We start from the raw sequence: 26608 nt of genomic DNA on the forward strand, positions 1-26608 counted from the left end.
CGGAGCCGCCGCCATGCCCAGCCTGATCACGCAGGTGAGGAGCAAGCTCTTCATCACCTCGTCGCGCGCGTCGATGCACCCGCTCGACGGCGCGTATCGGTCGCTGCTGCGCGGTCGGAGCATGGACTTCGAAGACCTCCGCCCGTATGAGGTCGGCGATCAGGTGCGAGACATCGACTGGCGGGCGTCGGCGCGCCTCGGCGAGATGCTGGTCAAACGCACGCGCGCCACGCGCCTGCACACCGTGATGTTCGTGGTCGACACCGGACGAACCATGGCCGCTCTCGCCGAGGATGAGGCCTCGAAGGCGCAGACCGCGATCATGGCGGCCGGCGCGCTGGGCTACCTCACCGTCATGCACGGGGACGAGGTCGCGCTCGTGTACGGCGATGCGGACGGGGTTCGGCGCACGCCCGGAGGCCGGAGTGAGGGCGCCCTGGAGCACCAGCTCCGGACGATCGAGAAGGCCACGGCGAGCGCGACGGCGCCCGGGTCGATCGACGCGCTGCTGGCGTACGTGGCCCGCTCCGTGTCTCGCCGGGTCATTCTCGTGGTGATCGCGGACGAGGCTCCCCTGACGGCGGAGACCGAGCGCCTCGTGCGGCGCCTGCGGATGCAGCACGACATGGTCTGGCTCACCGTGGCGGACGCGGATCCGGTGCTGGCCCAGCGCGGCCGCGCCCATCGCAGCGATGTCGTCTCCGGCTGGGAGGTGCCCGACTTCGTGCACGGGGACGCCGCCGTGCGGGAGGAGCTGGCCGCCGAGCGGGCGCGCATCGCGGACGCGCGGGACGGACTCCTGGACCGCTGGGCGATCAGCCGTGCGACCCTGCACGATCAGGACGGTGCGGTCAGCGAGCTGCTGCACATGCTGGATCGGAGGGCGCGTGTCGGGGCCTGACGAGCTGTATCCCCCGGCGCAGTACGGTGCGGGCTGGCTGGCGGTGGCGTTCACGATCATCCTCGTGGTGATCGTCGCCTGGCTGGTGATCGCCCTGCTCACCCGGCCGCTGCGACGGCTGGAGTCCTTCGACGACCCGGAGGTTCCTCTCGCACCCGGTGACGTGATCATCCGGATGCGCGCGGAGTATCTCGCCCAGATCGATGCGGTCGAGCGCGCCTGGCACGCCGGCGGGATGACCGCGCACGACGCGAACCTGGAACTGTCCCGACTCACGCGCGGCTACGTGAACGAGTACAGCGGGCTGGAGGCCCCGGTGCTCGCACTGGACGATCTCGTCCGCTTGGGCGTGCATCCCGCGCTGATCGACGCCGTGCAGCGTCACTACTACCCCAGCGTGTTCCGACGGGGACCGGCCGTCGATCCGGTCGCCGGTGCGGCCGCAGCCCGACAGGTGGTGAACGCGTGGCACTAGCGAACGGGTGGCTGTTCTTCGTCGCGGCGGCGGTGCTCGTCCTCGCCGTGGTGATCGGCCTGCTCCTGGGCCGGCGGCGTCGCCCGGGCACCGCCGACGCCGGGGCACCGCTCGCACGCGCCGAACGCGTGCGAGCCCTGCCGAGCTTCGCCCACGCGATCCGCGCCCGACGGATCGCCCTGTCCGGCGTGCTCGCCATCGGCGCGGTCGCCGTCCTGGTCGGTGGCGTGGCGGCGGCGCGGCCGATGACCTCGCAGACGATCCAGCCGGTGTCCTCCAGCCGGGACATCATGCTGTGCCTGGACGTCTCCGGATCCATGACGGACGTGGACACCGAGGTCATCGACGTCTTCACCGAGCTCCTCGCCGGCTTCCACGGCGAGCGGATCGGTCTGACGATCTTCAACGGTTCGCCGGTGCAGGTCTTCCCCCTCACCGACGACTACGCCTTCGTCAAGGAGCGTCTCGCGGACATCAAGAAGTCCTTCGACTACACCGATTCGATCCCGGAGCACTGGGCGGGCACGCTGAACGGCAACGGTGCCTCCCTCGTCGGTGACGGCCTGGCCGCGTGCGCCATGCGCTTCGATCACCTGGACACGAAGCGATCCCGAACGATCGTGCTCGCCACGGACAACGAACTCAACGGCTCACCGATCCTGACGCTGCCGGAGGCGGCGCAGTACGCGGCGAGCAAGAAGGTCCGGGTGTTCGCGATCGACCCCGTCGCCGGGATGGACGCGGCCCTGACGAATGAACTGGCGCAGGCCGCCGAGTCCACCGGCGGCCGCATGTACGAATTGCGCGACAGCACCTCCGTCTCGGACATCATCACCGAGGTGCAGAAGGAGCAGGCCACCCAGCTGAAGGGCCAGGTGCGCGTCGTGTGGTCCGACGCGCCCGACCTGATCCTGCTCCTGCTCGCGGCCGGCGTGGTCGCGTTCGTCGCGCTGATGTGGCGGGTGAGGCTGTGATCTTCACCCCCGTCCTGCACCCGCTGCTGCTGGTCCCGTTGGCCGTCCTGGTCATCGGCGCCGCCGTGTGGGCGCTGGTGCGCGCCCGCGGGACGGATCGCGCGCTGTGGGCCGGACGCGTCGCGCTGGTCGTGCTCTGCGTGCTCGCCCTGCTGCGACCCGGCCTTCCCGGCGGCACCACCCAGACGCTCGCGACCGACACCGACATCGTGCTGATGGTGGACACCACCGCCAGCTCCGTGGCCGAGGACTGGGACGGCGAACACCCGCGGCTGGACGGCATTCGTGCGGACGTGCAGAAGATCATCGACCACTACCCGGGAGCCCGCTTCGCCCTGATCACCTTCGACGCGTCGCCACAACTGCGCCTGCCGCTGACGACGGACACCAACGCCGTGATCAGCTCGATGGACGTCCTGCGTCCGGAGGTCACGGATTCCTCGCGCGGCAGCTCGATCGGCATCGCCGCGAACCTGCTCACCGAGACGCTGAAGAACGCGGCTTCGTCCTCGCACGATCGGTCGCGGATGGTGTTCTACCTCGGCGACGGCGAGCAGACGGTCTCCTCCTCACCGGAGTCCTTCGCGTCATCGAAGACGTTCGTCGACGGCGGAGCGGTGCTGGGCTACGGAACCGCGGCGGGAGGACGAATGCGGATGACCACGAGCTGGGCGCAGTCCGACCCGAACCCCGGCTACATCACCTACGAGGGCAAGGACGCCCGCTCCGTCATCGATGAGAAGAACCTCGGCACCATCGCCGAGCAGCTCGGCGTCGAATACGAGCACCGGACCGCGGATGCGGCACTGTCCCTGCCCCGGCCGCCGACCACCACGGTGAGCTACTCCGCGGCCGGGGAGACCGGTTCCGTGATCGAGCTGTACTGGATTCCGGTGCTCGCGATCATCCTGCTGCTGGCGTTCGAGGTGGCCCGCGCGACCATGCTCGTCACTCGGATGCGCGGCCTCACCGCCACTCGAGGACCCGGGGGTGACGCATGACCGACCGGACCGAGACCCGCGCCGATGACCGCACTGCGGCGGCCGCCGATGAACTTCTGCGCATCAACCGCGGGCGGCGTCGGATCCGGCGCTGGACGGCGATCGCCGCGATCCCGTTGCTCGTGATCGCAGCGCTGCTGGCCACCAAGATCGTCAGCATGTACGTCTTCGCGCACGGTTCGATCACGTCATACCTCGCCGGGGACGGTGAGGGAACCACGCGGGCGGCGGGCGGCCAGCGTCCCCTGAACATCTTCGAGCCGTACAAGGCACCGTTCAACGCCGGCGACGGCCTGGCGCTCTCGGACAAGCTGCCCGAGTCCCGCGCTGAGTTCGAGGAGGCGCTCCGTCTCGCCACCGGCGTCGAGGTGTGCCCGGTGCGGATCAATCTCGCGCTCATCATGGAGCGCCAGGGGGACGCACTGCGCCAGGGTGGCGATCCGGCCGCGGCGCAGCCGTACTACCAGGAGGCGCTCACCGTGCTCGCGGACATGCCCGAGGAGTGCTCGAGCAAGTCGGCGCAGCAGAACTCCTCCGACCCGAACCGCGACATGGGCGATTCGGCGGATCAGGCCCGCAAACGGGTGCAGGAGAAGTCGCAGTCCGATTCGAAGGGCACGGGCGAGAAGACCGAGCAGCCGACTCCGTCCCCGTCGGAGAGTTCCGGCCCGTCGCAGAAGCAGCTGGATGAGTTGGACCATCAGCTCGAGGAGGGCCAGCAGGAGCGAGACGAGCGCAATGAGGGCGATGGCGGCGAGCCGCGGACGGACAAGCCATGGTGAACGTCGATCGAGCCCACGGCAGCGGCCGCTACGTCTCCGGCACGGAGGGCGCTCCACCGCTGCCGCCACCCGGTGGCTACCGGGGCGCACGACGCAGCTCCGGGCCCGTGCTGCCCAGCGGCGCTCCGGCGCCGGCCGCCGTGGCCGAGGACGCGAGTGCGCCCCGCTCCCGGTCGTGGCTGGGCTGGACCGCGCTGATCATCACCGCGGTGTTCGCCCTGGTCCTGCTCGGCTTCCTCGCGGTCGGTGGCGGGGAGGCGTTCTTCACGGTGGACATGCTCGCCGTGCAGCTGCTCGTGTTGGGCCTGGTCGTTGCGGCGCTGCTGGTGCGACGATCGCGAGCCGTGGGCGCGATCGCGCTGGCGGTGGCGCTGGTGTTCAATGTCGGCACGGTGGGTGCGATCGGCGCGGTCCGCGTCGCTCAGACCGGGGCGTATCCGGACACCAAGACCGATGAGCAGCGTCACATGCTGGCCTACCCCGGCATCAAGGGCATGAGTGAGAGCGCCATTCTCGCCCGCCCGACGCTGGAGGAGCTGCGCGCAGAGGGAAAGTCGCTGCTGGCGGAGGTCCGCACCGAGCTGAGTGCGAAATTCGGGTTCACGTGGGCGGCCCCGGTCCCGGAGGCCCTCACGCCGACGCGGAACGGATACGGCGGCGAATCGATGCTCTCGGACATGAGATCAGAGACGTGGACGACGAACGAGCCGATCCACGACCTGGCGCAGAAGCACGCGGTCATGGCGGCGATCCAGGACATCCTGGCGCGCCGCGGCCTGTCGCAGCTGTACCCGCTGAACGATCCGCAGCAGTCGAGCCTCGATCGGAGTCTGCTGCAGAAGCTCTTCGGCGATACGGACCCCGACCGACAGGCGCAGTGGGAGTGGTACGCGTACGACTACGAGGTGGACGGCGACTTCTACGCGGATCTGTACGACCTCAGTCGGGACAGCACCGGGAAGTTCACCGCCAGTCGTGATGCCGCCCACCAGCGCACGGGCGAGCCGGCCGAAGGACTGCAGCTGGTGCTGCTGACCGGCCCGGCGCTGAAAGAGGCCGACGTGGACAAGTTCACCGACCGTATGAAGGACTATCCCTGAACCGGTCCGGCCGGCGTCTCAGGCGGGGACGGGACCCGTGGTGTCGCCGGGCACGAAGGTGCACGTGAAGCGGTAGGACGCCGCGCTCTCGCCACCCAATTGCGCGAGCAGGGCGGCACCGGCGGCGCGCCCCTTGTCGAAGGCGGGCTGCGCCATCGTCGTGAGGTGGTACGGCGCGATGCCGTCGACGGTCACGCCGTCGAAGCCGGTGATCGACAGGTCCTCGGGCACGCGCATTCCGACTTCCAGCGCCGCGCGCAGCACACCCGCGGCCAGCAGGTCACTCTGCGCCAGGACTGCGGTGGGGCGATTCGGGCCGGACAGGAGCAGTCGACCGGCGGCCATGCCCTCGTCGACCGAGCTGCGGCGGGTGGTGACGACGCGAGCGTCCGGGTAGACCTCAGCGGCGCCCTCCAAACGCTCCCGGGTGACATCCACCGCGGCGGTGACCGTGCTCGCGACGCCGGCCTCAGCGACCACGGTGCGTCGATCCAACGGCAGCGCGACGATCGCGACGTCGCGGTGGCCGAGCGATCGGAGGTGGCTGGCCAGCTGACGCTGGGCGTCAGCGGAGTCGATGGTGATCTGCGGCACGTCGGCTCCGGCGTCGCCCTCGATGGCGACCATCGGGACCTCGCGAGCCCGCATCGCATCCAGGGACTCGGCCATGCCCGGGTCACAGCCGAACAGCGCCACGGCGTCCACCGGCGCGCCGGTCAGCCCCGGGCCGGCGGTGGGGTCGTCCCGCAGCAGCAGGATGGCTGAGCCGGACGCGGCGATCGCGTCGGCGAGCCCGTCCAGGGTCGCGGTCAGAATCGGGTCGAGGAACGCGGAGCGGAGGTCATCGCCACCGACGACGACCCCGACGATGCCGCTGCGACCGCGGCGCAGCGACGCGGCGCGCGGGTCCGGCCCGGCGTATCCGAGTTCCGTTGCCGCCGCCAGGACGCGCTCTCGCGTTGCGTCGGCGACCGCGACGGTTCCGCTGTAGACCACCGAGGCGGTCGACGGGGAGACGCCCGCGCGCTTGGCGACGTCGGCGAGTGTCGGTCGACGAGTCATGTTCCTCCTCGCGTCAGTATATCGAATCGATTCGAGTAGACTCCCTCACATGCACCTCGACATCTCCCGGTCGCAGTTCGTCCGCTGGCGCGCGGCGATCTTCGCCATTTTCGCCGCCTGCGGCATCGGGTTCGCGACCTGGGCGTCGCGTGTGCCCGCGATCAAGGAGGCGCTGGATATCAGCAAGACCGAGATCGGCCTGCTCCTGGTCACCAGCGGAGTGGCGTCGATCATCGGCCTGTCGGTGTCATCCGTGGTGATGCTGCGGTTCGGCGCGAAGCGGAGCATGCTCGGACTGCTGCTGCTCGCCGCCGTCGGCATCGTGCTGATCGGCGTCGGTGCGGACGTCTTCCACTCCTTCCCCATCGTGATCGGCGGGCTCGTGCTGTTCGGCTTCGGCAACGGGTGCTGCGATGTGGTCATGAACGTCGAGGGCGCGGCCGTGGAGACGCACGGCGGCAAGACCGTGCTGCCGATGATGCACGGGTTCTTCAGCCTCGGCACGTTCGTGGGGGCCGGTCTCGGTGCCGTGGCCGAAGCCGTCCACCTCCCGGTGAGCATCCACACCGCCGCGATCGGCGTGGTGATCGTCGTCGTGGCCTTCGTCGCCGTCGCGAACATTCCGACCGGCACGGACGCGGAGGCCGCGGATGACGTGGGCGAACGCCAGCCGTTCCGTCAGCGCCTGAAGGTCGCCCTGTCGGCCTGGACCGAGCCGCGCACCTACGGCCTCGGCCTGGTCATGCTCGGGATGTCGTTCGCCGAGGGCGGCGCGAACGACTGGCTCGCCCTGGGCGTGGTGGAAGGTCATGACGGCAGCACGTCGCTCGGCGCCATCGGACTGGCCGTCTTCGCCGCTTCCATGACCTTCGCCCGCATGGTGGGCGGCCCCATCGTCGACCGCTTCGGCCGCGTCGCCTCGCTGCGCGTGCTCGCCGCCATGGCGGTGGCCGGCCTGCTGCTGTTCGTCTTCGCACCGAACCTCCCCCTCGTCTTCCTCGGCATCGTGCTGTGGGGACTCGGCGCCTCGCTCGGCTTCCCGCTCGGCATGTCGGCGGCGGCGGATGACCCCGCCCACGCCGCCTCCCGAGTCAGCGCGGCATCCACGATCGGCTACGTCGCCTTCCTCGCCGGTCCGCCGATGCTCGGTTTCGTCGCCGACCACATCGGACTGCTGCCGACACTGCTGATCGTCGCGGCGCTGGCCCTGATGTCGGGCTTCGCGACACCGGCCGCTCGCCCGCTGCCGGGCTCGGAACAAGCGCGCATCGAGGCCCGCTCCCGCGAGCGCGCCAACGCCCGCTGACCGAATCCGCTCTCGAGCGCGAGTGACGTAGGCTTTTCCGGTGCGTCTTGTCATTGCCCGCTGCAGCGTGGACTACACCGGTCGGCTGAACGCCCATCTCCCGGAGGCCACGCGCCTGCTCGTGCACAAGGGGGACGGATCGCTCCTGGTGCACTCCGACGGCGGCAGCTACAAGCCGCTGAACTGGATGAGCCCGCCCTGCTCGCTCGCGGTCGAGGACCTGGACGAGACGGACACCGCGAACGGCGTCGTCGAGCGCTGGCGGGTCGTGCACAAGAAGTCCGGCGACGCGCTCACCGTGCGCATCTACGAGATGATCAGCGACTCCACCCACGACCTCGGCATCGACCCGGGACTGCAGAAGGACGGCGTCGAGGCGGACCTGCAACGACTGCTCGCCGAACAGGTGCACCTGGTCGAGGAGGGCGCCCAGCTCGTGCGCCGCGAATACCCCACCGCGATCGGTCCGGTCGATCACATGGTTCGCGACGCCGCCGGTGCGCACATCGCCGTCGAGGTCAAGCGCAAGGCGAACATCGACGCCGTCGAGCAGCTCACGCGGTACCTCGAACTGCTCAACCGCGATCCGGTGCTGGCACCGGTGCGCGGGGTCCTGGCCGCACAGTCCTTCGCTCCCCAGGCGCGAACGCTCGCGGTGGACCGGGGCATCGACTGCCTGGTGCTGGACTACGACGCGATGAAGGGTGTCGACAGCGGCGTCCCCACGCTGTTCTGACGCCACCGGAGAGGTCCGGATAGGGTCGTAGCGTGCTCGCCTCACCCTTCACCTGTGTCCTCTGGGATGTCGACGGGACGCTCGTGGATGCGTCCGAAGGCATTCTCGGCCGTCTCATCGAGGTGCATGAGCACTACGGCCGCACGCCCCCGACCCGCGATGACCTGATCCACTGGATCGGACCACCGATGTTCGAGACGTTCCAGCTCCGCTTCGGGATGACGCCGGAGCAGGCGCGGGAGGCCGTCACCCACTACCGCTCGCTGAACAAGCGGGACGGCACCGCGCGGGGTGCTCGCACCTTTCCCGGCATGACGGAACTCGTCGCCGAACTGCACGCGCTCGGCGTCCCGCAGGCGACCGCGAGCTCGAAGCCGGAGAACCAGGTGATCGACCTGATGGATCACTTCGGGCTCACCCCCTCCCTCACCGCCATCGTCGGAGCGTCCCCGGACGAGCGTTCGCGGGCCACGAAGACCGACGTCATCCGCGAGGCGCTGCGCCAGCTCGACGCCGCGGGTGTGGACGTGTCCCGTCCGGTCCTCGTCGGCGACCGGCACCATGACATCGCCGGCGGTGCGGAGACCGGGGTACCGGTGATCTTCGTCCGGTGGGGCTTCAGCGACCCGTCCGAATCCGACGGTGCCGCCGGTGTGGCCGCGACCCCCGCGGAACTGCGGTCCCTGCTGCTGCGGGAGGTGTGAGATGTGGGAGTGGATCTACCCGTCGCTGATCGTGTTCGGCAGCGCCGTCGTCGTGGCCCTCGTGGTCGCGCTGATCGTGCGCGCGGTGCGGCGCGGACCACGCGCGCGCACCCGCGCCGAAGCCGTCCGTGACCGTGCCGGCGCCGCCCTGACCGCTCTGGATGACGCGATCGGCGCGGCCGACGTCGAGCTGGGTCTCGCGGCGGCCGTTTACGGGGGGAAGCCGCCGGCGGCCCTGACGCGGGCCCGCCTGTCCGCCGTCCAGGTCCGAGACGAGGGCTTCGTGCGGTACCGGACCCTGGTGGACGATTCGCTGCCGGCACCGGCTCTGCGCTCGGCGGCGCAGCAGGTGATCACCCGGTCCGCGGCAGCTCAGCGCGCCCTCGACACCGCGCATGCGGGCCACCGCGCGTGGTTGCGGGAGAACGCGGACGCGCCCAAGCACATCGCGAGTGCCCGATCGCGCGCGGCCGCGGTCGCCGCCGACCTCGGCGAGCCGGGTGCCCGCGAACAGCGCCTGAGCCGGCTGGACCCGTCCGAGTCCGCCGATGTCGCGGCGGCCGCGACGGCGGCCCACACGGCATTGCGGACGGCGAACGCCGCTCTCGATCGCGCCGAGGCACTGGCGTCCGATCCGTCCAGCAGCATTCTGGAGGACCTCACCGAAGCCGAGGCGGCGCTGCGGACCGCGGAGCACGAGGCCGCCGAGGCGGACCGGGCCTACGAGCAGGTGGAGACCTCGGCACGCGTCGTGACCGCGGAGATCGCGGCGGTACGCGAGCGCGTGCGAACCGGAATGGCCGCACTGTCGGAGCGGCCGGACGCGACGCCGGAGGCGGTCTCGGGGGTGCTCTCGGCAGCGCTCGTCGCCCTGGACGACGCTGAACAGCACGCGGCCCGGCGTCCGTCCGCGACGCTGACGGAGCTCACCCGCGTGCGCGATCGCGTCGAGCTGGCGTTGTCCGATGCCCGTGCCGGTCGAGCGCGCATCGACGGCGCGAAGGCGGCTCTGCCCGGCGCCTTCGCCACGGCCCGACTGCTCATCGGCCGCGCCGAGCGCGCGGTGGCCGCGTCCCCGGCACCCGATGCGCGCATCCGCCTGGCCGCCGCACGCGATGAGCTGGCCGCCGCACGCAACGCCTCGGATGCCATCGAGGCCCTGGACGTCGCGCGCCGCGCGATCCGGCATGCCGAGGACGCCGCGGCGCTGGCCGGGTACGCCGGCCGCTGACCCGTCATCGTCGGGGGCCCGAACGCACGCATCCGGCGTCGAGTGATCACTCGGACGCCGGACGCGCAGGGAGGGACTCGACACCCACGATCATGGGATCGGTGTGCATCGAGGCCCGCCGTCGCCGGGTGTGGGCACCGGGCGACGGCTGAAGTCTCAGAGGGGGCGGATGTTCTCCGCCTGCAGGCCCTTCGGGCCCTGGGCGACGTCGAACTCGACGCGCTGGTTGTCCTCGAGGCTGCGGTAGCCGCTGGATTCGATCGCCGAGTAGTGGGCGAAGACGTCTGCGCCGCCCTCGTCCGGGGAGATGAAGCCGAAGCCCTTCTCCGCGTTGAACCACTTGACGGTGCCTGTAGTGCTCATTGCTATTTCTTGCCGTTCTCTCGGGCGTGCAGAGAAGCTCGCCTGGGGGGTTTAGTGGCTCAAACCTAGTGGAACGCCCAGTTCGGCCACAGCGCCGTCCACAGGATGGTGACAGAAACGTGATCACATCCGAATTCTCACGGTCCGGCGCAGTAGTTCTGTGCAGTCCGAACCCGCAATTCGGCAGGTGAGCGCACATTGTGCGGGGTCCGGACCGTCGCTCGCCGCGTCGGCGCCCACCGGGCGCGGTGAGCGACGGGTCGGTCGCGGGGAGCGATCAGCGTGCCGAAGCGTCCGTCAGAGAGGCGAGCTCGGCGTCTGTGAGAGTCAGGGTCGTGGACTCCCACAGGGCGGGCAGCTGCTCCGGGAGGCGGGCCGATGCGATCGGCGCGGCGACGCCGGGCTGCGCACGCAACCAGGCCAGGCTGACCGCCGCGACGGAGACGTCGTGCGCGCTCGCGATGCCGTCGAGCACGTCCAGCAGCGCGACGTTGCGCTCGTCGTCGAGGTAGTGCGCGGAGTGCGGTCGCTTGGTGTCCGGCTCGACGCCCGGACGGAACTTGCCGGTGAGGAATCCGGACGCGAGCCCGAAGTACGGCAGCTCCGCGATCCCGAGCGCGCGCAACTCGGGCAGCACCTCGCGCTCCAGGTCGCGCTCGACCAGGTTGTAGTGGTCCTGGGAGAACGAGATCGGGGCGAAGTCGTTCGCCGCGATCAGCTCCGCAGCGCTGCGGACGCGCGCCGCCAAGAAGTTGGACACTCCCACCGTGCGCACCTTGCCGGCGCGCACGGCCGCATCGAACGCCCCGAACGACTCGTCCTGCGCCACGTCCGCGTCGTCGCGATGCGCGTAGTAGATGTCGACCCGGTCGGTCTGCAGCCGGCGCAGCGAATCATCCAGCGCCGCGGCCACGTTGGCCGCGGACAGGCCGGGTCGAGCGGGCAACGAGAAGACCTTCGTCGCGATCTGCACGCGGTCGCGGACTCCGGGGCGAGCGGCGAACCACTCGCCGATGATCGTCTCGGACTCGCCACCGACGTTTCCCTCGATCCAGATCGAGTACGAATCGGCGGTGTCGATCGTGGTGCCTCCGGCGGCCACGAAGGCGTCCAGGGTGCGGAAGGAGGTGTCGCGGTCGGCCGTCGCCCCGAAGACATTGCCTCCGAGGACCAGGGGACCGACATCGAGCGTCGTCGTCTGCGTCATGCCACGACCCTACGCGGCGGCGCTGCCACGTCCGACACCGTGTGACGGCGTGCGACGGTCCGCGTCCGTCTCCTCCACCTCAGGCGCGGGCGGACCGCATCGCCGCGTGATGCTTCAGAGCAGGGTCCGCGGCCAGGCGCGCGTACTCCTCGGACTCCATCGGGACGAGCGCGACGCGACCGTCCGCATCATGGTGCGTGCCCCAGCCGTAGGTCTTGCTCAGCGGCGAGGCCCGCAGACACGCCTGCCCCTTCGCGAAGAACGCCTCCCGAGCCGCCGGCCGGTCCGCGTCGGCGATGCCGGCGCGATCCGCGTGGACCGTGAACAGCACGTCATCGGAGGTGAACTCGTACGGGTGCTCGCTCAGCAACCGGTACTGCGCCTCCGCGACCGTGAGCGAGGACCCCCGCGACGGAGGTTCGGTCGCGGCCGCGGCCTTCGTGTCCGGAGAGACCTCGATGAAGGCCCCCACGTAATTCGTCGTGTGCATGCCCGCAGAGTAGTCGGGGCGTCCGACGTCGGTCAGACGGTGGCGTCGTCGGCGGAAGCGGAGTCGGCCTGCTGCTCGGCGATCTGGCGGCGGACGTCGTCCATGTCCAGGCCCTTGACGGCCGTGATCACCTGCTCCAGCGCGGGCTCGGGCAGCGCACCGGGCTGAGCGAAGACGAGGATGTTGTCGCGGAAGGCCATCAGTGTCGGGATCGAGGTGATCTGGAAGCCGGCCGCGAGCTCCTGCTGCGCCTCGGTGTCCACCTTGCCGAACACGACGTCCGGGTGGGTCTCGGACGCCTTTTCGTAGATGGGCGCGAAGTTCCGGCAGGGGCCGCACCACGACGCCCAGAAGTCGACGAGCACGATGTCGTTGTCCGTGACGGTGGACTCGAAGTCGGCCGTCGTCAGGTCTCGCGTTGCCATGTACCGAGGCTAACCGTTCCCGCGGCCGTCGGGGCCGCGAGCGCTGACTAGCCTGGGAGGATGACCACTCCCGATCTCGGCCTCCTGCTCGATGTGGACGGGCCCATCGCCAGCCCCGTCACCCGCACCCTGCGGATCCCGAGCATCGGCGCCGACCTCGTCACGCTCGTCGGCGCCGGCGTGCCGATCGCGTTCATCACCGGGCGCTCCGAGGCGTTCATCCGCGACCACGTCGTCGGGCCGCTGCGTGAGATGGGGCTGGACGAGGCGTTGTCGCGCCCCGGCACGCGGATGTTCGGGGTGTTCGAGAAGGGCGGCGCGTGGGCCTCGATCACCGCGGACGGGCTCGGCGAGCTCACCGTCGACGAAACCGTCGCGCTTCCCGCGGCGGACGTGTCCGCGGTCCGCGACCTCGTGGCGTCGCGCTTCACCGACACGATGTTCTTCGACGACACCAAGCGGGCGATGATCTCGGTCGAGCAGAACGTCGACGCCACGCCCGCGGACTACCGCGCGGCGCAGTCGGCGTTCCAGGACGCCGCGTACGACCTGCTCAGCGCGCGCGGACTCGGACTGGCGTACCGCGAGCGCCGTCACGCGGATGCGGGCGGCGCCGTGCCGTTCCGGATCGACCCGACGGTCATCTCCACCGACATCGAATCCGTCCTGCTGGACAAGGACCGCGGCACCCGGCGCGCCCTCGAGCACTTCGCGGCGTCCGGTCCGCTGCCGACGCGGTGGCGTTCGGTGGGCGACTCACGCCCCGACTACACGATGGCGGACGAGCTGCACGCGCAGGGGTTCGAGGTCGCGCACGTGGACGTCCGTCCCTCCGACGGCGTGCTCGAGCGGCCCTACCGGATCGTGATCGAGGGAGACCTCATCCACGACGACGCGGGTGCCGCCTTCCTGCGGCACTGGGTCCGTGAGCTCGGGCTCTGACGCGGGATACGATGCGGACGTGACGAACGCAGCGGACATCCCGGAGATCTCGATCGGCTCGGACATGATCCGGCTGGGTCAGTTCCTCAAGCTCGCCGACCTCATCGACACCGGCGGGGAGGCCAAAGAGGCCATCATCCAGGGCTTTGTCTCGGTCAACGGCGAGCAGGAGTTCCGCCGGGGCCGTCAGCTGCACGACGGTGACATCGTCGAACTCGACGACCGTGCCGTCCGCGTCCGTCCCTGAGATGACGGACGATCGCGTTCGCGCCGCCTACGACCTCGTCGCCGCGGACTACGCGCGCCTGCTGCCGGACACCGCGGTGGAGGCGCCGTTCGAGCTCGGCGCGGTGGCGCAGTTCGTCGCCGACGTCGGTCCGGACGCACGCGTGCTCGACGCCGGGTGCGGGGCCGGGCGGCTCCTGACGCACCTGCATGCGGTGGCGCCGTCCTGGCGACTCGATGGCGTGGACATGTCCATAGGGATGGTGGCCGAAGCGCGTCGGGTCGCACCGTTCGCCGAGGTGGTGGCGGGTTCGTTGGACGCGTTGCCGTTCGCGGACGCTGCCTTCGACGCGGTGCTGGCCTGGTATTCGATCATCCACACGCCGACGGACGGACTGCACGCGATCGCCGGCGAGCTCGCGCGCGTGCTGCGACCCGGCGGACACGTGCTGCTGGCCTTCCAGTCCGGCAGCGGAGCGCGCGACATCAGCCGCGCCTACGGGCACGAGCTCGACCTGACCGCATTCCGCCACACCGTCGCGACGGTCGGCGCGAGCCTGGAGCGCACCGGCTTCACGGTGACGGCCGACGGCACCCGCACCGCCCGCGGCGGCGAACGCGAGGCCCAGGCCTTCGTCCTGGCCCGTTGCTGACTCAGGCGTCCCGCAGTGAGAACGCGATCACGAACAGCGTGATCGCGCCGGCGAGCAGCAGCGCGAGAAGGATCGCCCGAACCCACCCGGGACCGCGACGATCGGCGGTGTCGGGCATGCTCGGGGACACCGCCTCGTCCGACGCCGTGTCCTCCGCTGCGGCCCGTCGCCGGAACGCGGCGCCCACCATCGAGGCGACCACGACCGAGGCGAGCAGCAGAAGCACGGTGGCCCAGCACGCGGGCGGGATCGCCCGCCCCGTGAACAGGAGCGACACCATCCGGAAAGCCACGAAGCTGGACATCGCGATCCATATCAGGCCGACGAACCGCATGTTGCGCTCCCTCCTCGCCACCGGAAGGTCCTCGATCTTTCGGGCGAAGCTCGGCGACAGCGACGGCATGGCGGAGAGGATGACGCGGTGCGCTGAATCCGGGGAGGACATCAGGATGCAACCGCCGCAGAAGAAGGCGACGAACACCCGATAAGCCAGGAACACGATCATCATCATGACCGATCGCGGGATCACTGACGAGATCGACGGAATGGCCCGCCGATCCTCCGGTCATCCGGATCAGGGGAGGTCGGCGAAGGTCTCGGCCACCCAGTCGGCGATGATGCCGGCGACGTAGGGCATGTTGTCGATGGAGATGTGCTCGGTGCCGCCCTCGGGATCATCGAAGAGGCGCAGCTCGCGCTTCGGCGAATTCACCGCCTGCTCGTACGTCTGGTGGGCGTACTTCACGTTGATCTGGCGGTCGCCGACGCCGTGCGTGATCAGCAGTGGTGCGGTGATCTGCTCGGCCACGCCGTTCAGGTGCATGTCCTTCGTCTTGGCGATGAAGTCGTCCATGTCGGACGCGCCCCAGACCCAGAACACGTGGTCCCAGTAGTGCGGAACCGGGTTCTCGCCCTCGCGGTTGCGACGGGCCTCCTGCACCTCGGCCCAGTTGTGGTTCGCACCCCAGGCCACGCCGAGCTTCAGACGCTTCTCGAACGCCAGCGCACGCGGAGCGTAGTAGCCGCCGAGCGACCAACCCACGATGCCGATGCGGTCGGCGTCCGCGCCGAGGTCATCCGCGTTGGCCTCGATCCAGTCGATGATCGCGCCCGCCCACACCTCGGTGTCGTGCCGCGCCTGCAGACCACGAAGGCGCAGGGCCTCACCGGACCCGGGGGTGTCCACCATCAGCGTGGAGATGCCCCGCTCGGCCAGCATCTGCGGGAACTGCGAGTAGTACATCATCTCCTTCGTGGAATCCAGGCCGTTCCACTGGATGACCACGGGGTGCGGTCCGTCGCCGGGCGCGCGGTAGAAGTACGCCGGCAGCGACGCGTCCTCGTACGGGATCTCCACGGTGGTCAGCGGCTTGCCCAGTAGCTCGACGTGCTTCAGCAGCAGGTCGATGGACTTCTGGTACGCCGCATTGCGTCCCTCCCACGCCGGGGACTGCAGACGCTCGGCCTGCGAGGTGTACAGCGACGCACGGTAGTACGTCTCCCCCGCGCCGATGCGCCGACCGCGGGCCTCGTCGTCCTGCGCCTTCGCGATCAGCCGATCGGCGACCGCGGCCCAGGACGCGTACAGCTGCGCGGTTCCGGCGTCATCGCCGTTCTGGGACGCCTCCAGGACGGGCTTGCAGGCGCGGTCGATCTCGTCGATGTAGCCGCCGTTGTTGAGCGTGGCGACGACGGACATGCTCCACACGTAGTTGGTGGGGAAGTACATGAACACGGGGGTGCTCCTCGAGTCAGGACGTGGACGCGCGAACGGCGTCGGAGAGGAAGGTGGACACGCCGGACAGCTGCTGCCCGCCGTCGACGCCGACCTCGGCGCCGGTGACGTAGGACGCGGCGTCCGAGAGCAGGAACGCGACGACGTTCGCGACCTCGGCGGGCTGTCCGCCGCGGTGCAGCGGAGAGACCGCCTCGTTCGCGGCGAGGAAGGCGGCCGGCGCACTCGCGGTCATCTCGGTGTGGATGTAGCCGGGGTGCACGAGATTCACGCGGATGCCGCGCGGCCCGAGCTCGGTGGCGCACGAGTGGGACAGCCCGCGCAGCGCCCACTTGCTGGCGGTGTACGCGGCCGTGTAGTGCCCGGTCACCGCAGCGGCCGAGCCGATGTTGACGATCGCGGAGCCGGAGCTCATCAGCGGCAAAAGTGCCTGGATCGCGAGCATCGGGCCGGTGACGTTGATCGCGAGCACGCGGTCCCACTCGGCGCGGACGACCTGGCCGATGCGGGTGCGCTGGGTGACGCCGGCGTTGTTGACCAGGCCCCTCACGGTGCGGCCGCGCAGGCTCGCGGCGAACTCCGCCCAGGCGTCCTCGTCCGTGACGTCCATCGGCCGGTAGATGACGGTTCCGGACAGGGGCGCGGCGGCGGCGGGCCTGTCCGTCGCGGCCGCGCGCACGTCGATCGCGACGACGTCGGCTCCCTGCCCGGCCAGCAGCAGCGCCTCCTCGGCACCCTGCCCGCCGGCGGCGCCGGTCACCACGAAAAGGCCACCGGCGATGCCCGGAAGGTTCAGCTCACTCATGCGTCCACCGGCGTTCCGGGTGGGCCGGGACGGTCCAGCATCTCGATGAGGTTACCCTCCGGGTCGGCGACGAACGCCATCCGCACGCCCGACACCGGCGACGGCCCCGGCGGCATGATCGGCGTCGCCCCGGCGGCGGTCAGGCGACCGAACAATTCCTCGACGTCCGCCACTCGCAGGCAGATGTGGCCGAAGCCCTGCGTCAGTACCGCCTCCGGCGCGCTCGCGGCCTGCAGCCCGGGCTGCGATCCCGGACGATGCAGCAGTTCCAGCGCCCAGGTGCCGTCCGGGTCCACGAGGAAGACCACCTGCAGGCCGAGAGCCGGGATGCCGCCGGGTTCCGTGGGCACGAGGCCGAGAGCGGCGGCGTACCAGTCTCGCTGTGCGTCGAGGTCGGCGACGGACAGACCGACGTGGTCGAGAGCGGTCATGCGGGTTCTCCCTTCGCGGCGGCGCCGTCCCGCGGGCCGTGGGTCATCAGCGACTCGCGGACGTCCGCGGGCAGCGCCTCCAGCACATCATCACCGAACGTGCCACCGACGAGGATGAACGCGACGCGAGCGACGGTGTCACCGCGGTTGGCCCAGGCGTGGTCGGTCCCACGCTGGATGATGATGTCGCCGGCGTGCGCGGTGACCTCCTCATCGTCCAGGAGCAAGGTGATCTGTCCGTCCAGGACGATGCCGTAATCGATCGACTCGGTGCGATGCACCGGCGACTGCAGGCCCCGGTCATCGAGATGTCCGGGGAGGAACTCGTTGATGCGGATGCGGGTGCCCAGCCGCGGCGGCGGCACGGTGAGGGAGCCCGTCGTGGGGTCCTCTGCACCCGCCCCGATCACGGCGGGGCTGGCCGCGGTGACCCAGATCTCGTGGGACGCCCCCCCCGCCCCCCGCCGGTCGCGCGAGACCGGGGCCGGGCCGTCGCCGACGCTCACCGGCGCGCCCCCCGCGCCATGTCCCGGGGCGATGCGGCGGGGGGGGGCACGCGGGAGGCCGGGGGGGGCCGGCGTGGGTGCGGGGGGGGTCCCCGAGCCGCGGCGGCGGCAGGGTGGGGGGGCCGGTCGGGGGGTCCTCTGCACCCGCCCCGATCACGGCGGGGCTGGCCGCGGTGACCCAGATCTCGTGGAACGCCACCCCGTCCTCCGGCAGTTCGCGCGAGACCGGGACCGGTCCGTCGCTGACGATCACGGACGCGCCACTCGCGTCATGTCCGGTGACGATGCGACGGGGGACGTGGAACTGCTCGTTCACGGGTTCCTCTCTCACGGGGCGGGGACCAGCGCGCCGAGCGCCTCGGCCATGACCCGGCCCGGGTCAGCGTGCGGCGTGCCCGGGTTCTGCTCCCAGGCGGCCAGCTGCAGTGACGCGTCCACGACACCCTTCAGGCGCGGCAGCCGTCGCGCGTAGAAGGCGTCGAGCTGGTCGGACAGCTGTCCGGGCTCGGTGACCAGCTGCGCGAACAGCAGGGCGTCCTCCACGCACTGCGCCGCGCCCTGCGCGATCAGCGGCGGCACGGCGTGGACCACCTCGCCGAGCGCCACGACCCGGCCGTCGTGCCACGGCCCGTCCACGAAGATCCACTCGATCTCCTGGAAGTTCAAGAACGTGTCGGCGTTCAGCGACTCGCGCAGGTAGTCGAACTCCCCGTGGAAGTTCGCCATCAGCCGCTGGACCTCCTGGTACCCCTCCAGTCCGTTATCCGTCCGCTCCGGACGGCACAGCACGAAGACGTAGCACTGGTCGGCGCTGACCGGGGTGTACCCGACCTTGAACGCCCCGCCGTCGTCCGCGACGGGAAAGGCGATGCTGCCGCGCATGTCCGGGGTGCGGGTGGTCACGGCACGCCAGATGCCGAGACCGCTCGGCGCGCGGTCCTCGGTGATGCCGAGCTTGGGTCGGGTCTGGGACTTGATGCCCTCGGCGATGATGATGACGTCCCACTCCTCACGACGGCCGTCGGAGAGGATTGATGTCGCCGTCTCGCCGTTGTTGACGTAGTCGGTCAGCTCCAACCCGAGGCGGATCTCGACGCCGAGCTCCTCCGCACGATCGACGAGGATCTCGTGCAGGTCCGGACGCAGCGCCCCGATCGTGGGGGGAAGATCATCGCCGCCCGTGGCCGGCGTCGGCATCACGCCGAGAGTGGTCCCGTCCGCGAGGGCGAGGGTCACGGAGCTCTCCGGCTGACCGACGGCGAGCACGCGGTCGATCACCCCGATCTCCCGGAAGACGCGCAGGGCGTTTCCCTGAATGGTGAGACCGTGGCCGACACGCGCCCACGCCGGAGCCTTGTCCACCAGCGTGACCGCGACGTCACGCTCCGCCAGCGCGATGGCCGCCGTGAGCCCGGTGAAGCCACCGCCGACGATGAGCACGGATCGAATCGACATCCACGTCTCCTGATTCCGGACGCCGTTCGCATCCTCGTTCGACGCTAGGCGGGGGTCCCGGACGGCACCACTGGCCGGGCGCGATGCCACCTATCAGCGCCCGGGCTGTCGCCGCGTGGATGGTGGTTCCGCCCCCGGGTTGTGCAGGAAGCTCCGGGAGGCGAGCACGGACGGGGCCTTCAGCACGGCTCAGGGTGAACGACCCGGATGCTGTCGCGGTGATGGGTGGTATCCGCCCGGCGCCGTGGTCCGCTCGCGCGGGCGGACCTAGATTCAGGAAGGGCCGGAGCGCCCTCCTGTCCCCCCGAAGGAAGGTCGAAGATGACTGATCGACTCGTGTCCCACCTCCGCTACGCCGCACTGGCCGTGCCGAACTTCGCCGCGGAGCGCGACTTCTTCGTCACGCACTGGGGGCTCACCGAGGTGCACGCTGAGGACGGACTGTCGTACCTGGCCGCAGAGGGATCGAACGAGCCGTTCATCCTCCGCCTGCGCCAGGACGACAAGCGGATCGACCTGGCCGGATTCGCCGTCGCGAACCGTGCGGACGTGGACGCGCTCGCCGCCAAGCTGCACGCCGAGGACGTGACGTTCGTCCACGAACCGCAGGAATTGACCGGCTTCAGCGGCGGCTACGGCTTCCGCGTCTTCGACGGCGACGGGCGCGTCCTGGAATTCGCGACCGGCTACGCCACTCGGCAGGCCCGCAAGATCCGCGAGCGCGAGCCCATTCCGGCGAAGCTGTCTCACATGGTGTTCAACTCACAGGACCTGAACGTCACCGCGCAGTGGTACATCGACCACCTCGACTTCACCATCTCCGATTCCCTGGTGCGGCCGGACGGCACCGAGATGATGCACTTCCTGCGCTGCAACGCGAACCACCACTCGATCGCCATCGCGATGGGGCCGCACCACTCGTTGCATCACCTGTCCTTCGAGATGCGCGGCATCGAGGAGTGGATGCGCGGTGCGGGAAAGATCCTCCGCGCCGGGACGCGGATGATCTGGGGCCCCGGACGCCACAACGCGGGCGATAACACGTTCGCCTATTTCCTGGACCCGGCCGGCAACACGATCGAGTACACCACCGAGCTCGCGATGGTCGACGACGACACCTGGCAGCCCCACCGCCACGACGTCACGCACCTGTCCACGCAGGACCAGTGGGGCACCGCCCAGGAGATGAGCGAGCTCGTCGCGCGGGAGTCGTTCAACGACATCGACAAGGGCCTGTTCGTCGCCCCGCCGGTGTGACCGTCCGCCCACTCGCTCGTACGGAGGAACCATGACTCGCATCCATTTCGCCGCCGACCACGGCGGACACGAGCTCGGGCGCGCACTCGCCGAGCACGCCACCACCGCCGGTTTCGACGTCGTCTGGCACGGCGCCGAGACGGTCGACGCCGGTGACGACTACCCGATCCATGCGATCGCGGTCGGTCAGGCCGTCGTCGCGGACCAGGACAACGGTGTGGACGCGTTCGCCGTCCTCGTCGTCGAGGAGGCCGTCGCCGGGGTCGTCGCGGCCAACAAGGTCAACGGGGCGCGCGCGGTGACCGTGTCCTCGCCTCGCGCGGCCGTCAACGCCCGCGGTGTGGTGGACGCGAACGTGCTGGTCATCGAGGGGATCGCCTTCCCCGAATCGGTCTGGCTCACCGCCTGGGCGTTCGCCACGTCGCCGATGGAGCAGACCGTCCAGCGCGGACGCCAGATCCTGCAGATCGAGGAGTTCGAGAATGCGGGCACGATTGAGGGGTGGGCGGTTCAGCTCGAGCCCGAGCAGATCGCCGTCCGCCACGACTGACGGGAGAGCGCATGAGCCGCATCGCCACGTACGACACCACCGGCGGACCCGAGGTTCTGCACCTGACCGACGTTCCGGACGTGGAGCCCGGCGCCGGTGAGGTCGCGATCCGCGTCCGCGCAGTCGGATTGAACCCGTTCGACGCCAAGGTGCGCTCCGGATTCATCCCGATGGAAGCGCCGTTCCCGCGACGCATCGGGTCGGACCTCGCGGGAACCGTGGACGCCGTGGGCCGCGGCGCCGTGTACGCGGACGGCACGCCCGTGTCCGTCGGCGATGAGGTGATGGGCCGCGCGGCCGGGGCCGTGGCCGAGCGCGTGGTCACTCGACCGGACGGCCTGTGCCGGCGGCCCGAAGCGCTCCCGGTGGAGGTCGCCGCGTCGTTGAACGTCCCCGGGCTGACCGCGGTTTCCTGCCTCGTCACCGTTCCGGTCACGGCGGCGGACACGGTGCTCGTCGGTGGCGCAGCGGGGGCCGTCGGCATCATCGCGGCCCAGCTCGTCCGCGACGCCGGTGCCCGTGCGATCGGCACCGCCGCTGAGCGCAACCACGACCTGCTGCGTTCCGTGGGCGTCGAGCCGGTCATCTACGGTGACGGCCTCGTCGATCGCGTGCGCGCGCTCGGGGAGATCACCGCCGTGATCGACTGCCACGGGCGCGACGCGCTGGACGCGGGCATCGCGTTGGGCGTCCCGGTCGAGCGGATGGTCGCGATCGCCGCGTACGGTGCAGAGGCTGAACTCGGCGTGCACAACGCCGAGCGTGCAGCCCGCACCCCGGCGAACCTGGCCCAGCTCGCGGACCGAGCCGCGTCCGGCGATCTGGTGCTGCCGATCGCCGCGACCTTCCCGCTGGACGAGGTCCGGCAGGCGTTCGCCACGATGGAGGGACCGCACGCGGCGGGCAAGATCGTCATCGTGCCCTGAGCCCCGCAGGAGGAGTCAATGATCGCGGCGATCATCGACGCCTCGTTGTCTACGATCGGTCGGGCCGGCAGGATGTCCGCGCGCGGACCGACTCTGAGGTACGCAGCGATCTGGCCGCTGGTCGAACCGTGGTCGTAGTGGGCCCTCGTCCTGATACCGACCTGGTGCCGAACATCGCCGTCATCGTCGGCACGCCCACGCGCCGCCTGTTCGAGAGCGTCTTCGGGGTTCAAGCGCCGGCGTCCGGCTTCGGGGGAAATCGGCTCGGCACCGCCATGGTGGGTAGCTGGGGGGAAGCTCCGGTGGTGATGACGTATCGGCTGCCGACCACCGCGCGGACGCCGTTGCGCCCGGAGCCGGCGGTCTAGTTGTATGAGGCCAGGACGTTGTTGACGCGTGACGGTGTCGCGGGTGCGGGCGGTTTGCCGTTGTGCGCACCGTGGGGGCGGTGGTAGTTGTAGTGCAGGTTCCAGGTCCCGAACGCGCTTTTCTCGCGCTGCTGCTCTGGGGTCCACGTCCTCGCGTAGAGACTGCGGCAGTGGACAGTCAACCCTGAGGGGCCGCCGAATGCGAGTCGTCCGGCAGGTTTCGCGAACCGGCCTGGCGTCATCGGCGCCGTCGCGACGCCGCCTCGATATGCTCCTGCCTCTGCGGGCGGGTCCTGATCATGTTGATGACGGTGCAGGTGAATACAACTTCATCCCGCTGATTCGTTAGCTCGACGTTGGTGTGCACGATGCCCTTTTCTGGCTGCTTCTTGCTTCGGCGTGACGCAGCCACCGTCGTGTGGAGTGTCAGTTCATCGCCTGGGCGCACGGGCGCTACCCATCGCAGGGCGTCGATTCCCGGGCCGCCGAGACTTGCAGGATGGGAGAGGTAGTGGTCGGCATACAGCCGCATCATGAGCGAGGCGGTGTGCCATCCGCTGGCGATGAGGCCACCGAACGGGCCGTTCTGGGCGGATTCGGAATCGAGATGGATCGGTTGCGGGTCGAACTTCTCAGCGAAGTCGAGGATGTCGTCCTGTGTAACCTCCAGGGGGCCGCACGAGCTGGTGGTGCCGGTGCTGTAGTCCTCAAACCAGCGCTCATCGCGGGCAGCGGCAAAGTCAGATCGTGCGGTCATGGTGTGTGCCTTTCTGGCAATGGATCCCTCGCCTCCGGCCGGGTGAGAACCGCGTCGAGCATGGCGTCGGGATCGAGACCCAATGCGTCTGTGGCTCGCTGCGACGCCAGTGAGGCGATGCCATGGACCGCGGCGAACGTCGCGAGCCAGAGTTGCGGATCGTCGGGATGCTCAGATGCCCAACTCTGTGCCCAGGTGTGCGTCAACCGACGCGTGATGGCACGAAGGTTCGCTCCGGAGTCCTCAATGAGGTCGTGTCGTGTGATCAGCCCGAACGCGTGCGGTCGTGCTTGAGCGAAACGGACATAGGCGTCCGCCAACTCCCGCGGTGTCACGCCCGATCCGGTGGCGGCCCGGTTCAGGTCGTCGAGCACGTTGGTGGCGACTGCGCCGAGAAGGGCCTTGCGTGTCGCGAAGTAGCGTCGCGGAGCTCCGTGGGAGACCTCGCATTCGCGAGCGGTGTCGCGGATGGTGACAGCTTCGACGCCGTGGGCATTGAGCAACGACGTCGCCGCAGCAATGAGGCGGTGGCGTAGGTCCGAAGTCATGCAGCGATTCTCCCAGGGAGAAGTAGACAGCGTCTACCCCCGGAGAAGGATGAGCACGTGACCGAAGTCCTCCTGCGTGCTGCTCATCGCAACCCTCCTGCATTCAGCCTGAAACCCACGTGCCAAAGGTGGGCGGCCACGGCATGTCCTTTGCGGCGTATACCCCTGATAGATCGCTCCACCGATGCCACAATCAGGTCCGCCAGAGCGTCGGCCAACCCGCTATCTCCTCCAACCAGCGGTCCGGTGCGTCGCGATGGATGTGGTGACCGACCTCGATAGTGCGGAGCATGGCGAATGATGCATGGTTCGTCACGAAATCAGCCATCCGTTGTTGATCGAGGTGGCTGCGTGGTCCGCCGGCCAGCAGAGTCATGGGAATCTTGAGGGTATCCGCAGCGGACCACCATCCGGGGGATGGATTGCGCAGTAGCCGCAGCACCGACCGCATCTGGTGGTAGCTGCATGCGCCGCGTGATGCGACGAGTGCGGCTGTCAGGGCAATCGGCGTCTGCCGCCGAGCGGGCCCTGGCTCGCCTGCCTGCTGTGGGGGTGTCGGAAGCTCCTCAAGAACGAGCCTTCCGACAGCAGAACCGAGGGCGCTGGCCAACGGGACCGCCAGGAATGCGCCGAACGAATGTCCGGCGAGCACGAAACCAGGGGCGAGGTTCAGCGCCGAGATTTCCGAGGATAGGGCGGCGGAGAACTGCTCAAGCGTGGATGCCCTGCGGTGTGGGAGCGGTCCGTGTCCGGGCAGATGCAACGTGTGCACAGTCCACCCGGCGCTTGTCAGAGTGGCAGCGACACGATCCCATGTGCTCGGTGAGCTTCCTGCAGCGTGAATGCATACGAGGTCCGGCACTCGATGCCTCTCGTCGTCGTGATGGAGCGTTCGGTAGAACGCGTGTCTCCCACCGAATGCTAGCTGTAGGAGGCCAGGACGTTCGGGTCTGATGCAGGAACAGGTGGCAGTTCCAGTTAAGCCGCGGGGCCAGGCTTCTTGCCGTTCTTGCAGCGCTTCTTCCTGAACACACTCCACCAGGCGTTCGACGATGCGATCCGCCACACCGTCCGGTCCGGCATCGCTTGACCCTCGTCGCGGGCTTCGTCGGCGAGGAGCAGATTCCCGAACTCGGGGTCGTCACGGTGGGCATCGAACAATGCGTTCGCCCGATACGCCTCGTCCAGGTCCCGCTGACTCCCGGGGCGACGCCGCCAGCGGTAATACGGCTGGCGAGCAAGCTTCAGAACCAGGCACGACACCACGACGGGAATCCCGTCCGCGGCGAGCTCGGCGAGCCCTCCCTGCTGAAACGGTATGTCCCCGAGGGGTCAGAAGCGGCCCTCCGGGAGGATCCGGCCCGTGACGTGCATGGGCCGTGCGCGGTCTTCGAGCGCCGCGGCTCGGTCAGGTGCAGCTCACTGAGTGATCGGTGATCGGTGGATGTGTGGTGGGTTTGTCGTAGTCGTGCGGGTGGTCCTGCCCCTAGGAGGTAGAGGGGTTTTCAGGATCGGAGGCACCGGTGATGATGAGCGAGTTCGTGGGCGAGAAGTCGGCGAGTGGGGCGTGGTTCCGTGGGCTGTTGCGGGAGTTGGCGGGCCCGTTGGTCGTGTTGGTGCTGGCGGTCGGTGGTCATGCGTTTCTCGCGGCCGGTGTGGCCGGTGAGGAGAACTATCGGGCGCTTCTGATGCTGGTCATGGGGATGCTGGTGATGGAGGTGGTTGTTCTCGTGGCCGCCGTCGTCATCGTCAGCCGAGTCGCTCGGTGGATGCTCGTCTGGGTGCGTGGGTTGCCGACCCGAGATTCTCGGATAGCGTGGTTGATTTGGGTCATGGGCGGGATGCTGCTGTCGTTGGTGGGTCTGGTGGCTCTGCAGGCGCTTCCTTCCGGGTGGTGGCTGTCGGTTCTCGCGTCGGAGGGGGACCTGTTTCTATGGCGGTCGGGCTTGTGGATCGGGTGCGCGGTCCTGGCGTTCTGGATGTTCAGCGCCGGCAACATGCTCTACCTCGATTTCTTCGGCAAGATTCCGCCGCCGGTTGTGGCTGGTCGTCGCGGACCGCGAGCGCGGATCTCGGAGTGCATCGTGAGCGCGTCGACGTCGGTGGGGCGGCGGGATCTGGCGGTCATGCTGAGCGTGATCGTGGGCAGCGTGCTCGGTGCGGTGGCATGGGTGATGTTCGTCGGTGTCGGTTTGGTGGATTGGTCGGCGGTGGTGCGGGTCGAGGGGTTCGCGCCGGTGGTGTCGTTCCCGGTCGACGTCGCCGCGGTCTTGCCGGGACTGGTTCTGTGCGCCGGTGGCGGGGCTCTGGCGGTGGCGGCGCTCTGGGTAGGTGCGGATGCGCTCTGTTGGCGGTGGTGGTCGGGGCGGTGGCGCCGGACGACCGGCGGCGACGCCGGGCGACGCGGGGCGATATCCGGGGAGACCGCGAGGGTGAATCAGTAGGCGGCCGGCGGGGCGAACACCGTGCGCGGGGCTCTGGCGGTGGCGGCGCTCTGGGTAGGTGCGGATGCGCTCTGTTGGCGGTGGTGGTCGGGGCGGTGGCGCCGGACGACCGGCGGCGACGCCGGGCGACGCGGGGCGATATCCGGGGAGACCGCGAGGGTGAATCAGTAGGCGGCCGGCGGGGCGAACACCGTGCGCGGTTGGGGTATGTTGTGACGCCTGGTCGCTGGTGTAGCGAATCCTCCACGG

Annotated in this window: 33 protein-coding genes; 18 read left to right on the forward strand and 15 right to left on the reverse strand. The window is 69.7% G+C overall.

Annotated features, from left to right (window positions below):
- The first annotated feature begins 13 nt into the window (after nucleotides 1–13).
- From BN1193_RS15630 to BN1193_RS15655, 6 genes are read left to right on the forward strand one after another with little or no spacing between them, the layout of a single operon-like run.
- Nucleotides 14–901: a DUF58 domain-containing protein gene (locus BN1193_RS15630; protein ID WP_040167844.1), complete on the forward strand. Its 888-nt coding sequence runs from the start codon at nucleotides 14–16 to the stop codon at nucleotides 899–901.
- Complete coding sequence (locus BN1193_RS15635; RefSeq protein ID WP_040167846.1) at nucleotides 888–1376, forward strand: hypothetical protein; 489 nt, start codon at nucleotides 888–890, stop codon at nucleotides 1374–1376. Before BN1193_RS15630 ends, BN1193_RS15635 begins: the two co-directional genes overlap by 14 nt.
- Nucleotides 1367–2350 carry a VWA domain-containing protein gene (locus BN1193_RS15640; protein WP_230206528.1) on the forward strand — a complete coding sequence of 328 codons (984 nt, stop codon included), beginning with the start codon at nucleotides 1367–1369 and terminating at the stop codon, nucleotides 2348–2350. The genes BN1193_RS15635 and BN1193_RS15640 overlap by 10 nt, the downstream gene beginning before the upstream one ends.
- On the forward strand, nucleotides 2347–3351 hold the full coding sequence (locus BN1193_RS15645; protein WP_052460961.1) for a VWA domain-containing protein: 1005 nt from the start codon (nucleotides 2347–2349) through the stop codon (nucleotides 3349–3351). Before BN1193_RS15640 ends, BN1193_RS15645 begins: the two co-directional genes overlap by 4 nt.
- Nucleotides 3348–4133: a tetratricopeptide repeat protein gene (locus BN1193_RS15650; protein ID WP_040167848.1), complete on the forward strand. Its 786-nt coding sequence runs from the start codon at nucleotides 3348–3350 to the stop codon at nucleotides 4131–4133. Before BN1193_RS15645 ends, BN1193_RS15650 begins: the two co-directional genes overlap by 4 nt.
- On the forward strand, nucleotides 4127–5233 hold the full coding sequence (locus BN1193_RS15655) for a hypothetical protein (protein ID WP_040167851.1): 1107 nt from the start codon (nucleotides 4127–4129) through the stop codon (nucleotides 5231–5233). The genes BN1193_RS15650 and BN1193_RS15655 overlap by 7 nt, the downstream gene beginning before the upstream one ends.
- 18 nt (nucleotides 5234–5251) lie before the next feature.
- Here the strand turns inward: BN1193_RS15655 and BN1193_RS15660 are convergent, their stop codons facing one another.
- Entirely contained in the window at nucleotides 5252–6295 is a 1044-nt protein-coding gene (locus BN1193_RS15660) for a substrate-binding domain-containing protein (RefSeq protein ID WP_040167853.1), read from the reverse strand.
- Nucleotides 6296–6344: 49 nt separating this feature from the next.
- Here BN1193_RS15660 and BN1193_RS15665 point away from each other — a divergent pair, with 49 nt between their 5' ends.
- From BN1193_RS15665 to BN1193_RS15680, 4 genes are read left to right on the forward strand one after another with little or no spacing between them, the layout of a single operon-like run.
- Entirely contained in the window at nucleotides 6345–7601 is a 1257-nt protein-coding gene (locus BN1193_RS15665) for an MFS transporter (RefSeq protein ID WP_040167855.1), read from the forward strand.
- A gap of 40 nt (nucleotides 7602–7641) precedes the next feature.
- Nucleotides 7642–8337: an endonuclease NucS gene (nucS, locus tag BN1193_RS15670; RefSeq protein WP_040167857.1), complete on the forward strand. Its 696-nt coding sequence runs from the start codon at nucleotides 7642–7644 to the stop codon at nucleotides 8335–8337.
- Between the two features lie 32 nt (nucleotides 8338–8369).
- Nucleotides 8370–9041 (forward strand): HAD hydrolase-like protein, encoded by a 672-nt coding sequence (locus tag BN1193_RS15675; protein ID WP_040167858.1) that lies wholly within the window; start codon nucleotides 8370–8372, stop codon nucleotides 9039–9041.
- Nucleotide 9042: 1 nt separating this feature from the next.
- Nucleotides 9043–10272, forward strand: a complete 1230-nt coding sequence (locus BN1193_RS15680; protein ID WP_040167859.1) for a hypothetical protein — start codon at nucleotides 9043–9045, stop codon at nucleotides 10270–10272.
- Nucleotides 10273–10428: 156 nt separating this feature from the next.
- Here the strand turns inward: BN1193_RS15680 and BN1193_RS15685 are convergent, their stop codons facing one another.
- The 4 genes from BN1193_RS15685 to trxA all read right to left on the reverse strand — a co-directional run bounded on the left by BN1193_RS15685 (nucleotide 10429) and on the right by trxA (nucleotide 12757).
- Entirely contained in the window at nucleotides 10429–10635 is a 207-nt protein-coding gene (locus BN1193_RS15685; RefSeq protein WP_040167861.1) for a cold-shock protein, read from the reverse strand.
- Between the two features lie 277 nt (nucleotides 10636–10912).
- On the reverse strand, nucleotides 10913–11842 hold the full coding sequence (locus BN1193_RS15690; protein WP_040167863.1) for an aldo/keto reductase: 930 nt from the start codon (nucleotides 11840–11842) through the stop codon (nucleotides 10913–10915).
- A 79-nt stretch (nucleotides 11843–11921) separates the two neighbouring features.
- The gene (locus BN1193_RS15695; RefSeq protein ID WP_040167864.1) at nucleotides 11922–12332 is read right to left on the reverse strand and encodes a DUF6157 family protein; all 411 of its coding nucleotides are present in this window, start codon (nucleotides 12330–12332) and stop codon (nucleotides 11922–11924) included.
- Nucleotides 12333–12364: 32 nt separating this feature from the next.
- Complete coding sequence (gene trxA, locus BN1193_RS15700; RefSeq protein ID WP_040167866.1) at nucleotides 12365–12757, reverse strand: thioredoxin; 393 nt, start codon at nucleotides 12755–12757, stop codon at nucleotides 12365–12367.
- Nucleotides 12758–12817: 60 nt separating this feature from the next.
- Here trxA and BN1193_RS15705 point away from each other — a divergent pair, with 60 nt between their 5' ends.
- The 3 genes from BN1193_RS15705 to BN1193_RS15715 are packed head-to-tail and all read left to right on the forward strand — an operon-like array spanning nucleotide 12818 to nucleotide 14577.
- Nucleotides 12818–13699: a hypothetical protein gene (locus BN1193_RS15705; RefSeq protein ID WP_040167868.1), complete on the forward strand. Its 882-nt coding sequence runs from the start codon at nucleotides 12818–12820 to the stop codon at nucleotides 13697–13699.
- Between the two features lie 19 nt (nucleotides 13700–13718).
- Nucleotides 13719–13946: an RNA-binding S4 domain-containing protein gene (locus BN1193_RS15710; protein WP_040168465.1), complete on the forward strand. Its 228-nt coding sequence runs from the start codon at nucleotides 13719–13721 to the stop codon at nucleotides 13944–13946.
- Nucleotide 13947: 1 nt separating this feature from the next.
- Nucleotides 13948–14577 (forward strand): class I SAM-dependent methyltransferase, encoded by a 630-nt coding sequence (locus BN1193_RS15715; RefSeq protein WP_040167870.1) that lies wholly within the window; start codon nucleotides 13948–13950, stop codon nucleotides 14575–14577.
- A gap of 1 nt (nucleotide 14578) precedes the next feature.
- Here BN1193_RS15715 and BN1193_RS15720 read toward each other — a convergent pair whose 3' ends face one another.
- The 6 genes from BN1193_RS15720 to BN1193_RS15745 form a co-directional block, all read right to left on the reverse strand.
- Nucleotides 14579–15088, reverse strand: coding sequence for a hypothetical protein (locus BN1193_RS15720; RefSeq protein WP_141396710.1), 510 nt, complete (start codon nucleotides 15086–15088; stop codon nucleotides 14579–14581).
- Nucleotides 15089–15151: 63 nt separating this feature from the next.
- Nucleotides 15152–16306, reverse strand: a complete 1155-nt coding sequence (locus tag BN1193_RS15725) for an alpha/beta hydrolase family protein (RefSeq protein ID WP_230206563.1) — start codon at nucleotides 16304–16306, stop codon at nucleotides 15152–15154.
- Nucleotides 16307–16328: 22 nt separating this feature from the next.
- Entirely contained in the window at nucleotides 16329–17117 is a 789-nt protein-coding gene (locus tag BN1193_RS15730) for an SDR family NAD(P)-dependent oxidoreductase (protein ID WP_040167875.1), read from the reverse strand.
- Nucleotides 17114–17548 (reverse strand): VOC family protein, encoded by a 435-nt coding sequence (locus BN1193_RS15735; protein WP_040167877.1) that lies wholly within the window; start codon nucleotides 17546–17548, stop codon nucleotides 17114–17116. Before BN1193_RS15735 ends, BN1193_RS15730 begins: the two co-directional genes overlap by 4 nt.
- Nucleotides 17545–18054 (reverse strand): cupin domain-containing protein, encoded by a 510-nt coding sequence (locus tag BN1193_RS15740; protein WP_052460867.1) that lies wholly within the window; start codon nucleotides 18052–18054, stop codon nucleotides 17545–17547. The genes BN1193_RS15735 and BN1193_RS15740 overlap by 4 nt, the downstream gene beginning before the upstream one ends.
- Nucleotides 18055–18381: 327 nt before the next feature.
- On the reverse strand, nucleotides 18382–19509 hold the full coding sequence (locus BN1193_RS15745; RefSeq protein WP_040167878.1) for an FAD-dependent oxidoreductase: 1128 nt from the start codon (nucleotides 19507–19509) through the stop codon (nucleotides 18382–18384).
- Nucleotides 19510–19830: 321 nt separating this feature from the next.
- On the opposite strand from BN1193_RS15745, the gene BN1193_RS15750 reads away from it, so the two are divergent.
- The 4 genes from BN1193_RS15750 (at nucleotide 19831) to BN1193_RS15765 (ending at nucleotide 22610) form a co-directional block, all read left to right on the forward strand.
- Complete coding sequence (locus BN1193_RS15750; protein ID WP_040167879.1) at nucleotides 19831–20766, forward strand: VOC family protein; 936 nt, start codon at nucleotides 19831–19833, stop codon at nucleotides 20764–20766.
- A gap of 31 nt (nucleotides 20767–20797) precedes the next feature.
- Complete coding sequence (locus BN1193_RS15755; protein WP_052460868.1) at nucleotides 20798–21316, forward strand: RpiB/LacA/LacB family sugar-phosphate isomerase; 519 nt, start codon at nucleotides 20798–20800, stop codon at nucleotides 21314–21316.
- Between the two features lie 11 nt (nucleotides 21317–21327).
- The gene (locus BN1193_RS15760) at nucleotides 21328–22242 is read left to right on the forward strand and encodes an NADP-dependent oxidoreductase (protein WP_040167881.1); all 915 of its coding nucleotides are present in this window, start codon (nucleotides 21328–21330) and stop codon (nucleotides 22240–22242) included.
- Between the two features lie 164 nt (nucleotides 22243–22406).
- On the forward strand, nucleotides 22407–22610 hold the full coding sequence (locus BN1193_RS15765; protein ID WP_040167883.1) for a hypothetical protein: 204 nt from the start codon (nucleotides 22407–22409) through the stop codon (nucleotides 22608–22610).
- Nucleotides 22611–22848: 238 nt separating this feature from the next.
- Here BN1193_RS15765 and BN1193_RS15770 read toward each other — a convergent pair whose 3' ends face one another.
- The 4 genes from BN1193_RS15770 to BN1193_RS15785 form a co-directional block, all read right to left on the reverse strand.
- Nucleotides 22849–23367 (reverse strand): MaoC family dehydratase, encoded by a 519-nt coding sequence (locus tag BN1193_RS15770; RefSeq protein WP_052460869.1) that lies wholly within the window; start codon nucleotides 23365–23367, stop codon nucleotides 22849–22851.
- Nucleotides 23364–23915 (reverse strand): TetR/AcrR family transcriptional regulator, encoded by a 552-nt coding sequence (locus tag BN1193_RS15775; RefSeq protein WP_040167884.1) that lies wholly within the window; start codon nucleotides 23913–23915, stop codon nucleotides 23364–23366. The genes BN1193_RS15770 and BN1193_RS15775 overlap by 4 nt, the downstream gene beginning before the upstream one ends.
- Before the next feature lie 193 nt (nucleotides 23916–24108).
- Complete coding sequence (locus tag BN1193_RS15780) at nucleotides 24109–24981, reverse strand: alpha/beta fold hydrolase (RefSeq protein ID WP_094770578.1); 873 nt, start codon at nucleotides 24979–24981, stop codon at nucleotides 24109–24111.
- Nucleotides 24894–25181, reverse strand: coding sequence for a hypothetical protein (locus BN1193_RS15785; RefSeq protein ID WP_230206529.1), 288 nt, complete (start codon nucleotides 25179–25181; stop codon nucleotides 24894–24896). The genes BN1193_RS15780 and BN1193_RS15785 overlap by 88 nt, the downstream gene beginning before the upstream one ends.
- A 260-nt stretch (nucleotides 25182–25441) precedes the next feature.
- Between BN1193_RS15785 and BN1193_RS15790 the strand changes: the two genes are divergently transcribed.
- Nucleotides 25442–26359: a hypothetical protein gene (locus tag BN1193_RS15790; RefSeq protein WP_040167885.1), complete on the forward strand. Its 918-nt coding sequence runs from the start codon at nucleotides 25442–25444 to the stop codon at nucleotides 26357–26359.
- The last annotated feature ends 249 nt before the right edge of the window (nucleotides 26360–26608 follow it).

The sequence above is a fragment of the Microbacterium gorillae genome (genome assembly GCF_000826185.2).
Lineage (GTDB): Bacteria > Actinomycetota > Actinomycetes > Actinomycetales > Microbacteriaceae > Microbacterium > Microbacterium gorillae.